The sequence below is a fragment of the Parasegetibacter sp. NRK P23 genome (assembly GCF_023721715.1).
Lineage (GTDB): Bacteria > Bacteroidota > Bacteroidia > Chitinophagales > Chitinophagaceae > Parasegetibacter.
Genome location: NZ_JAMDLG010000012.1, coordinates 1 through 9192, shown reverse-complemented (window position 1 = coordinate 9192; position 9192 = coordinate 1). Strand labels below are relative to the sequence as shown.

Here is a 9192-nt window from a genome sequence, read left to right as displayed (position 1 = left end):
CACATAGAAAGGCCGGAAAAGAAAAAACATTTATTCACCCTGAAGTGCAGCACCTCATAGAAAATCTCAGAAAATAGAAATCATACAAACATTCGAATTTGAAAGTCAGCAGGCTAACAGAACCTCGTCATACCCTTGGGTGCGTCAATAATTAAAATCGCACATGAAAAGGCTAAAAATCAAATTGGCTATAACGTAACGGCTTTGCGATGGCCGGGATTTGAAAACGTAAACAGTCTTGCCGTGAGTGAATTTACTTTGAAAAATGAACATCACGTTTACCGTCTTACCCGGCTATTGCAAAACTATTGTTGTAGGCATGTGCATTGTGTCGTCAGTCTGCCGCCCACCTATATTCAAAGTCCTCTGGTTGTAGTTTCAATGTTTTATTCAAACGGTTTTTAATTTCTGTTCCACCGGGCATAAGTGGCAACATGCTGAAATAATTTCTGATTGCTCCGTTGATACCCGCTAAACAGCTTTTTGCTTTAATCCAGTTCTGCGGGCTAAAAACTCTATTCTGTGGCTGTGGCTCGTTGGCAGCGGCTTCAAGTGCCATGTTCAAACTAACGCCGGCAATCTTAATTATTTCACCTACCATGTTGTCCTGCGCCGCTTTATCTAAGCACTTACTTGGGAAAGGTACTCGCTCCGCTTGATTGTTAGCGATGGCAAAGCACATGGAAACCGCATAAAGATGATGATATGGCGCATAAGCTTTCATGGCAAGCAAGGTTTCGTTTAATCCCAAAGGGTTTTCCTTGCTCCAAGTTTTTAGAATTTCATGATACCAAGTGTTCAAGGCTTGTGCGTTCTCTGATTTGTACTCCCGTTTGAAAAGCTGCTCAAAGTATTTATCAAAAATCTTTGTTTCGCTGTAAGAGATATTGGGTCGTTGAGAATGCCAAGCAATGAGAAACTTTCCAAGGTCTGAAAGGTCAAGTACAAATCGTTTGTCTTTCGTTGCAGGAGCAGTCTCACCACGTTTGGTAATGAAATAGCCTTGTGCATACTTTAACTCAAACTGTTTTTTTAAGTTCAATACTCGCTTATCGTTGCTCCGCAAATCTCTTGGTTTGACTGCGCTTTGTGAGTTTGTGTTGATGCTTATTCGGTCGGCACGGTCTCGTTGCGGTATTTCATAGAACCGAAACAACACAAATGTATCTTCCAGCACCTTGACCTTTTCGCTGCAACTTAAAATAGTGTTCAATGATTGACAGCCGTTCACAACGCTTAGCCCATGAAGTTTCAGTGTCCCGTTCTGCCGTTCCATTTTGTTGCAAATGGCGGTTATGCCGTTATGAAAAAAGAAAAAGTCTTTGTGTTTGTCGGAGTAAACGGTTTGCCTGATGCCTTTGTTGACAGCATTACTTAGTCCTAAACTTTGCCGGACGTTTTTTTGAAAAAGGGTACCGTCTTTGATGCCGGGAATTTTGATGCACTCTTTTAAAGGCAATGCTCCAATCGCAACCTGAGTTCCGGCAAGTGTCTCACACATGAAATGACCGGCAGATAAGTCAATGGTGTGATTAATGGAAGGGTTTTCCTTTTCAAGGGCAAGGTCATAGCGGCGGCGAATTTCATCGCTGTCAATGACGGCAATGGTGCAAATGATGTCATCTCTTTCTGATAACTGCGCAAGTTGCTGTTGAAAAGTTGCAAGGTCGTTTTTAGCAGCCTGTGTCAGTTCGCCGGTCGTAATCAGTTCAAAAGAAATCTCATATTCGTCCTCCAACGCTCTGGCGACTTCCGACAACTTACGTTTTAATTTGCCATTGGCGAATTCTTGAAGCCGCACCAAATCTCTTAACTGAACCCACGAAGAAAGCACTTCACGCAATGGCTCGCCATCAACCGACGAACCGCCAATAAATTTCCCCTGAACTATAAAAATGGTTGATTTGTCGTCGTCAATTACAATAGCATCAATTTGTTTGTCGTCTGCTCCATCAGTAATGTCGTCTTTGGTTTCAATCATATCCCGCAAGTGAACGTTGCGTAAGTACCATGCTACAAACCGCTGTCCGTCATTCGGAAAATTGTCTTGGAAATAAGGTGCTTTGATGTCCTCTTTGATTTGCTCAAGCATATGTTAGTGATGATTTTTGTCGTGTCCGCCGAAAATAGGAAAAGTTACGCCGCATTGCCTACAACGGTACGGCTTACTGATGGACGGGAGTTTGGAAACGTTCACAGTCTTGCCGAGGTCGAATTTACTTTGAAATATGAACAACACGATTACCGTCTTACCCGGCTATTAGTAAACCGCTGTTAGCGGTTCGTTGATAACAACTTTTGAAAATATTGTCAATCACTTAAGGCTTTTGAGTACAAAAGTCTGAATGCATTGTAAACAGCTTGATGCATAATTGTCGCATGATTTTCATGCGGCAAATAGTCAAAATATACGTTTACGTTCTTGCGCTTAAGATTTTTGATTTTAGCAGCCAGAATATTTGCATCCACTTCCATTACACGAGGTGCTACGGTCGGCGTCAAACCTTCTTTTCCTACTCCAATATAAACATCCGTATCCTCAAATCTTGAAACGGCATGATCCAATAAGGAGCCATTGTCCCACCATAAACTAGGGCTAATAATAATATACTTGTCGAAAAGTGCCGGCCTTTTTATAAGAATTTCTGTAGCCAGTAGTCCACCCAAAGACTGTCCAATAATCATTTTCGATCCATTTACCTTGTACTTTAACTGAATGTAGGGCTGCAACTCCTTCTCAATAAATGCAATAAACTTATCTGAGTGTCCAGTGGTTGGGTAAGCATCCTTATCCTCCTTAATTGTAGTAGGAAAAGTATAATCTCTTCTTCTATCAACCGTAGCAATACCGACTACAATTGACTTTGGTACTTGCTTAATCCATTCAAAACTATTAAACTGAACAAGTCCAACAATATGAATAAAATCTTCGTCTGCGGAACCATCGAGCAAATAAATAACCGGATATTTTATCGTGTCTTCTGGATTATACCCGTCGGGGAAATAGATATTTAATGGCCGTATCTCCTTTAACTCATTTGATCGAATTTCGTCAATCAAACCAAGCACAAAGGGTTTGCTATTATCGGGCTGCTTTAACTTATCAACCTGACCGAATAAAGGTGTCAAGAGCAGCATGAAGATTAACAATATAAATAGTCGTGTCAACATTATTTTTTTTGTAGTAACGTCATTCAAGGCAATGACCGCTAACGTGACGGCTTTGCGATGGCCGGGATTTGAAAACGTAAAACAGTCTTGCCGTGAATGAATTTACTTAGAAAACTAAACTTCATGTTTACCGTCTTACCCGGCTATTGCAAAACTATTGTTGCCAGTATGTGCGGATTAAATTCAAATTCCATAAGTCTTTTTAGCCTCGCTCCAATTACGTCTTAAAATCGGCTTAGATTTAGTCGTTTCCCCTTTCGAATCTTCACCTGAAAAATGGCAATACTTTTCCGGATAATCACCATTGCTAAATTTGGCCCAACTCTGAAAAGCCTCATCACAAAATGGCTGTCTTGGATTAAAAGCAATTGGTTTTCCAGTACGAATGCAGAAGCCAGATCGAGTTTCATCCTTATTGTCAGTAAGGATGCTTTTTTTCTTGTCAAAAGTTAAACTGCTCCGGCCTGAAAAATCGAAAGCTGACTTATTGGAAAAGAAATCCGTCAGTTTATCAATTTCAATTACAGAGTCTATATACTTTCTTGATAATCCAAGTATTGCTGATTCATATTGAGGCTTTTTTTGAAAGAGCAATTCAGATTGATCGATTACTCTTCCAAAATATTCCCACGCCTTATCATCAAGCCCCAGTTCTCCAGTAACATTAGTTATTAGATTTCCAGCAATGGCTCCAAATAAACTTACCTTTGTCAAAACCCCCGCCTCTATATTATTATCCTGAGAATAGTTGTACAAATTCATTGAGGTCAGAATGGCCGCGCTCTCATTTGCATAATATTTCGCATGCAGTCTTTTTTCATATCGAATCTGAATATTTGGGAAAGACTTGAAGAAGTCGAAGTCTTCTTTTTTCATACTCCTAGATATATCTCCCTCGTTCTTACCAAAAACAATTATGATCTCCAGTTTATGGTTTTCAATTTTAGTCTTTAAAACTGAAGAGTAGCGTTCATGCAATTTAATGAACGGAGAAATGAGAAGAATTTTACTTTCTGCTGTTTCAAGTATTTTCTCAACTTCTAAATTTAATTCATTCCCTGTTAAAAATTTAGCCATTTTGTCAAGCAATTATTATTGAAAATCGTATTAATTGTTTACAACGTCGATAAGCATTACTGGCAACGGTACGGCTTACTGATGGACGGGAGTTTGGAAACGTAAACAGTCTTGCCGCGAGTGAATTTACTTTGAAAAATGAACAACACGTTTACCGTCTTACCCGGCTATTAGTAAACCGCTGTTATGCGTAGTTATTTGCTCGTATTCAATGTGTCTTTTATTTCTGATTTTGTTGAGTCAACATTATTTGTTGTAGTTGTTACTTGTTCTGCATTTTCTTTAGGTAAACTTTTAATACCAAAGTATATTGTCAGAATAAGTCCAATAACAGCAAGAGGTATAGAAAATTTGTTTATTGTGTTGCTTTGTTGGTAAATCTTGCTTTTAGTGCTAATTAGAATTCTTAAGTCCTCAAGTGAATTAAGTACATCTTCTTTTTCTCCTGTTTTTACGGAAGAGTTAATTGCTCTGAAAATTCTTCGCTCCTCTATAGGTAATTCATCGTATGGTTTTTCTTCTTTTTCTTCTTTTAATATTTGATTTGCTTTCTGATGTCTGTCGACATACGATTGTTTAATATCTCCTTCTGAATTGGAAGCTTTGTTGATTAAATATCTTAGGTAGTCCTCAAGAAGTCTTGTCAATTCATAGGTTGCAAGATGTTCACGTCTGAATGAGTCTGCTAATGTTGTTATATCTTCCTTATTATTGACCAGTCGAAGGTCAAATTTTTTGTCCAACTGCTCAAAAAAGTCTGTATTCAGTTTTACGTTTGGCCTTCTTAATTTTAACAAGATTCGAAGCATTGCTAGCAGACCAAGAAAAGCTGCTAATACTGTCAACAGGGTTAAAATAATATCTATGTTTTGCACTTATGTTTATATTTTATAATTACGCATAACGGTACGGCTTACTGATGGACGGGAGTTTGGAAACGTAAACAGTCTTGCCGAGATAAATTTACTTTGAAAAATGAACACCAAGTTTACCGTCTTACCCGGCTATTAGTAAACCGCTGTTGTGCGTTCGCCTATTTAGTCTGCGTCTTCGAGCCACTCTCTTGTATGTCGGTGCAATCCAAAACCTAATGTCGAAAACTCATCTACTCCATTTTCTGCAATTACTCCAAAGTCCTTCAAAACTTCGTTGATTTTGTTCTGCCCATAGTCTAAAACTTTTTCTCTTTTATTATTCTCCCAAATAACCGCAATCTGTCCACCTTCGCCACCAAAATACTCCGCCTCAACATAAGCGATTTTTCTGTCGCCTATCTTCTGTAAAACATTAGCCTCAATATTATCGGTCAAATACTCGAAATCGTCAACTAAATTTGAAACAATAAGATCGTTCATTTGGTCATAGAGGTACTCAGTCATTGGAATTAAACTAAGACCTTGCCCAATCTCTACATTTTTTGCTTTGTCAAAATTGTCGGTGAAAACATTACTATCCGCTTGCTTGCAAATAAATGCTCGTAAATAATATCCCATTATGTAAATAATATTACAGTCAATATTTGAACCGTCTGCAATTAAATAATTTTATCGTCAACGAACGGTTTTGTTTAAGGTGACGCACAACGGTACGGCTTACTGATGGACGGGAGTTTGAAAACGTAAACAGTCTTGCCGCGAGTGAATTTAATTTGAAAAATGAACAACACGTTTACCGTCTTACCCGGCTATTAGTAAACCGCTGTTGTGCGTTCGTGCTTCTGTCACTTAATCATTTTCTTATAATGAGCTTCGTAGCCTGCAGCCTTGAACAATTCTGCAAAAGCCTCTTTAAAGTCGGCATAATTAAACTCTTTAAAGTCAAAAATGTTTTGTCCGAGTGAATGAGACTCTCTATTGATGTACCGATAGAACGCTTGAAATTTATTACTGTTCAATGGGGCTTGGGCGAAAAAATTATTCAAGTCTTTCTTTTCTACAAAATTGAAGAAGTATTCAATAATATTTCTCATACAATTTGCAATCAAGGCCGCTGGTTGTTTGTCATCTTTAATTATGAACCAATAGGCCTGATAATCATTCTGAATCTCTTCATAATTCATCGGCACAAATGCACTTCCATTTTCATTTTTCATCAGCCGAAATAGTTTCTGTACTTCTTTTCTAACGTCATGATTTGTTTCTGTGATTTCATAAAAGAAATACAAGCTGTGTGTCAAGATAAATACCTGCTCATACTTATATTGCCAAGTAGTAATTTTTTCTCCTGTAACTGGATCTTTTTTTATTTCTTTTACTCCGAAGAATTCGTTTTTAATTAAACGTCCCACATTAAATACATAAATATGAGACAAACTTGAAATAGGGTCATCAATAATAACCACTTTCTTTTTACCCGTTTCAGTAGCTTCCTTTTTCCCTCTGCAAAGTTCAATGAAGTAAAGGAAGCTAATAATCATTTTTTCACCTTCACTTAAAGAACGGAAGATTTTATCTTGATTTTCTCCTCGTGCTATTTTATATAGATTCTCGGAATGATGTTTTATATTAAAATCGGTGATGCCCAAATCAATTAAGGCGGTGTTGATATTTACTATCGCTTCTTTAATATTAACAGTTTGCTTCTGCTGGTCAGCAATAGCTTTATTTAGGGTGTCAATTTTAGTCTGATACTCTTTAATGATTTTATCAAGTGTGTCAGTCTTGCTTTTTGATGTATTCTTGTCAGTATTATAAGAACTAATTGTTTTGTCATAATCCCAACGCATAACTTGCCAAAAGATCTTTTTAATATTTGATTTTACCGATTCCTTTTGGTCAATATTTTTATTATGCTCTAATATAAGGGCATTTATCTTTTTAATTACATCATTTAGTTCTTGAAGGCTCTGGATTGAACTTTTGAGATTTAATGGAATACTCGGAGTTTTAATTTTATCCTCAATAAGTTTCCTATTGTCTTCAATTACTTTGGTAAATGCGATGTACTTAAGTTCAAAATCTTTTTTGAATACGTCAAACTTTGGATTTGCTTCAAAAAAGGATTTGTTTGGAATTGATTGAATTGCCCCAGAATAATTAGATAAAAAACCTTTTAAGGAATTTATATCAGCTTCGTAAGAAGCGTCAAAATAGTTCTTAATGCTTTCAACTAATGTCGCTGAAATAGTATTCTCTTGGCAAAAAGGGCATGTTGAATTTTCTTCGGTAGGTTCTGTCGGTAAATACTGCAATCCAGCTTTTACCCAGTCAGAATTTCCAAGTTCCTTAATTAATTGCGATACTGTACTATTTTCATTGCCTACGATTTGTTTGGCAAATAAAGTGTCCGATTCTATATTTTGAGGTGTAAATGTTATTTGAGATAAGCCACTATACTTTTGGGCATTGTCCCCTGAAATAGACTGCAAATCATTTTTTAAATCGTCTATACTTTTGGTTGGCTTAGAAGTTGGTTTTGTTAATTGAAAAACATAGCTAAAAAGGGAATCTTTTGAACCTTTGTAGCCTTCTAAACAAAATTCAAGAACCCTGTCCCCACCGCTGTAGTCAGTTTTAATTTTCCATACTGTATTTTTTGCGACTTCTTGCTTTTGAAATATTGCTGAATTTTCTTTTTCAAGTTCTTTGGTTTTTGCTTCCTTTTCCGTTTCTAACTTTTGAATTTCCTTTTGAGCGTTTGCAATTTTAGTTTCCGCTTCTTTATTTTCTTTTGATAATGTAAAGATGCCTTTCAAGTTTTCTGATTCAAAAAAGGTGTCTTGGATGAAAGCCTGATTGTAAACAAGTATATCGTGACTGCTGTCTAAACCTTGGATGGAGCAGTCTTTATATTTTTCATCAGTCTGTTTGTGTAGATAATTCGAAAATGTGCTCTTACCTGTTCCATTTAAACCATAGATAAGGTTTATCTTCTTGTCAGTGTCCAAAGCTGCAAGATTTTTGAAGCTTGCTATCTTATTCAGTGCTATCTTGGTTAACATATTTGAAGTTAGTTTATATTAAGGGAGTGTCGCTTTAGCATGACGCACAACGTAACGGCTTTGCGATGGCCGGGATTTGAAAACGTAAACAGTCTTGCCGTGAGTGAATTTACTTGAAGAAAGAACATCACGTTTACCGTCTTACCCGGCTATTGCAAAACTATTGTTATGGGCAGGGCATTTATCTACTATTCTGTCCCAATGTCGTCTTTAAATTTTTGCAAATATGTCGACTCCAAGTCTGCCTGCCCTAATTGTTTATACAGATTTGATAATTCTAAATAAATGTATGCTGAAGAAGGTCCGTTTAATTCACTAATCTTAAACGCTTCAATTGCTTCTAAAATCACGTTCTCGTCACGAAGTAAATATCCAAGATCTTCAGCTACCACATTTTTATTTTGTGCTTTCGCCAACCCATCTCTTAAAACGTCAATACCAACTTGCGGATTTTCTTTTGCGAAATATAGGTCATAGTTACCAAAACAGTCGGACGCAACCGCCGGAATAACTGACTGATTTTGCTCGCACCAGTTTTCAACAACCAAATTTCCGTTTGAATTCATTTTTACAACAGTCTCAGCGACTCTTTCCGGTGTCAATATTGAAAGGTAACAATCAACAGTTGCGTCTGCTGAAACCTGAAATGCTTTAACAAAATAAGTATTCTCGTCTTCCGGCAAAAGCTCTAATGATGTCGGCTCAATAACCCAATCAAGAATATTATCATCATCCTGATTTAACACCACAAAAATTCTAGTCTTAATATCCGAGTAAATGTCCTTTATCTTCATTTGGATGTCAAATGGTTTTGCCCATAACGGTACGGCTTACTGATGGCCGGGAGTTTGGAAACGTAAACAGTCTTGCCGTGAGTGAATTTTCTTTAAAAAATGAACATCAAGTTTACCGTCTTACCCGGCTAGCAGTAAACCGATGTTATAGGCAGGCTTTTTCAATGTCTACTGCAAAATCAGACATTCGCATTCCTTGTCCATACAGTT

Annotated in this window: 7 protein-coding genes; all 7 read right to left on the bottom strand. The window is 37.2% G+C overall.

All coding sequences use genetic code 11. The annotated features are described in order from the left end of the window. Positions 1 to 334: 334 nt before the first annotated feature. Positions 335 to 2092, bottom strand: a complete 1758-nt coding sequence (locus tag M4J38_RS17510; RefSeq protein WP_251761102.1) for an AIPR family protein — start codon at positions 2090 to 2092, stop codon at positions 335 to 337. 218 nt (positions 2093 to 2310) lie between these two features. After that, entirely contained in the window at positions 2311 to 3138 is an 828-nt protein-coding gene (locus M4J38_RS17505) for an alpha/beta hydrolase (RefSeq protein WP_251761103.1), read from the bottom strand. A 216-nt stretch (positions 3139 to 3354) separates the two neighbouring features. Next, entirely contained in the window at positions 3355 to 4248 is an 894-nt protein-coding gene (locus M4J38_RS17500; protein ID WP_251761101.1) for a phospholipase D family protein, read from the bottom strand. A gap of 194 nt (positions 4249 to 4442) precedes the next feature. Then, positions 4443 to 5123, bottom strand: a complete 681-nt coding sequence (locus M4J38_RS17495) for a hypothetical protein (RefSeq protein WP_251761100.1) — start codon at positions 5121 to 5123, stop codon at positions 4443 to 4445. 162 nt (positions 5124 to 5285) lie between these two features. Next, positions 5286 to 5741, bottom strand: a complete 456-nt coding sequence (locus M4J38_RS17490; RefSeq protein WP_251761099.1) for a hypothetical protein — start codon at positions 5739 to 5741, stop codon at positions 5286 to 5288. Positions 5742 to 5968: 227 nt separating this feature from the next. Continuing rightward, entirely contained in the window at positions 5969 to 8188 is a 2220-nt protein-coding gene (locus M4J38_RS17485; protein ID WP_251761098.1) for an AAA family ATPase, read from the bottom strand. Between the two features lie 188 nt (positions 8189 to 8376). After that, a complete protein-coding gene (locus tag M4J38_RS17480) occupies positions 8377 to 8982 on the bottom strand; it encodes a M48 family metallopeptidase (protein ID WP_251761097.1) in 606 nt (201 codons plus the stop codon). Between the last annotated feature and the right edge of the window lie 210 nt (positions 8983 to 9192).

What these genes read in the sequence shown, in the direction of transcription:
- M4J38_RS17490 (WP_251761099.1), bottom strand. Translation starts at nt 5,741, where the DNA reads ATGGGATATTATTTACGAGCATTTATTTGCAAGCAAGCGGATAGTAAT.
- M4J38_RS17500 (WP_251761101.1), bottom strand. Translation starts at nt 4,248, where the DNA reads ATGGCTAAATTTTTAACAGGGAATGAATTAAATTTAGAAGTTGAGAAA.
- M4J38_RS17505 (WP_251761103.1), bottom strand. Translation starts at nt 3,138, where the DNA reads ATGCTGCTCTTGACACCTTTATTCGGTCAGGTTGATAAGTTAAAGCAG.
- M4J38_RS17485 (WP_251761098.1), bottom strand. Translation starts at nt 8,188, where the DNA reads ATGTTAACCAAGATAGCACTGAATAAGATAGCAAGCTTCAAAAATCTT.
- M4J38_RS17480 (WP_251761097.1), bottom strand. Translation starts at nt 8,982, where the DNA reads ATGAAGATAAAGGACATTTACTCGGATATTAAGACTAGAATTTTTGTG.
- M4J38_RS17510 (WP_251761102.1), bottom strand. Translation starts at nt 2,092, where the DNA reads ATGCTTGAGCAAATCAAAGAGGACATCAAAGCACCTTATTTCCAAGAC.